Origin of the sequence: Pseudomonas sp. RA_35y_Pfl2_P32, from assembly GCF_963970735.1 — a bacterium.
Classification (GTDB): domain Bacteria; phylum Pseudomonadota; class Gammaproteobacteria; order Pseudomonadales; family Pseudomonadaceae; genus Aquipseudomonas.
The window spans coordinates 1-255 of record NZ_CAXAQF010000451.1 but is presented as its reverse complement, the minus strand read 5'-3'; the positions used below and the strand labels follow the sequence as shown (position 1 = coordinate 255).

Sequence of the window (255 nt, the reverse complement as noted above, 5' to 3'; positions counted from 1 at the left end):
ACGAAGACACCGCGAACGCCGTGGGTTTCGTCATGGGCCACAACATGCACCGCAACTACTGGGATACCAGCGCCCACCTGTATGACGACAAAGCGGCGCGCCGCAGTCCGGGCTTCGGTCCCTGGCAAGACCTGTCGATCAAAGTGCAAGGCCCTGCCTTGCATGACCTGAACCACAACTTCGCCACCGCCTGGGATCGGGAAACCGCCTGGGTCAAAAAATGGTTTGTCGATGGCCTGCGCGATCAACGCCAGG

At 60.8% G+C, this 255-nt stretch carries 1 pseudogene; it reads left to right on the top strand.

Annotation, left to right across the window (positions count from 1 at the left end):
- Nucleotides 1-255, top strand: a pseudogene (locus AACY45_RS29125) (hypothetical protein); the annotation flags it as partial.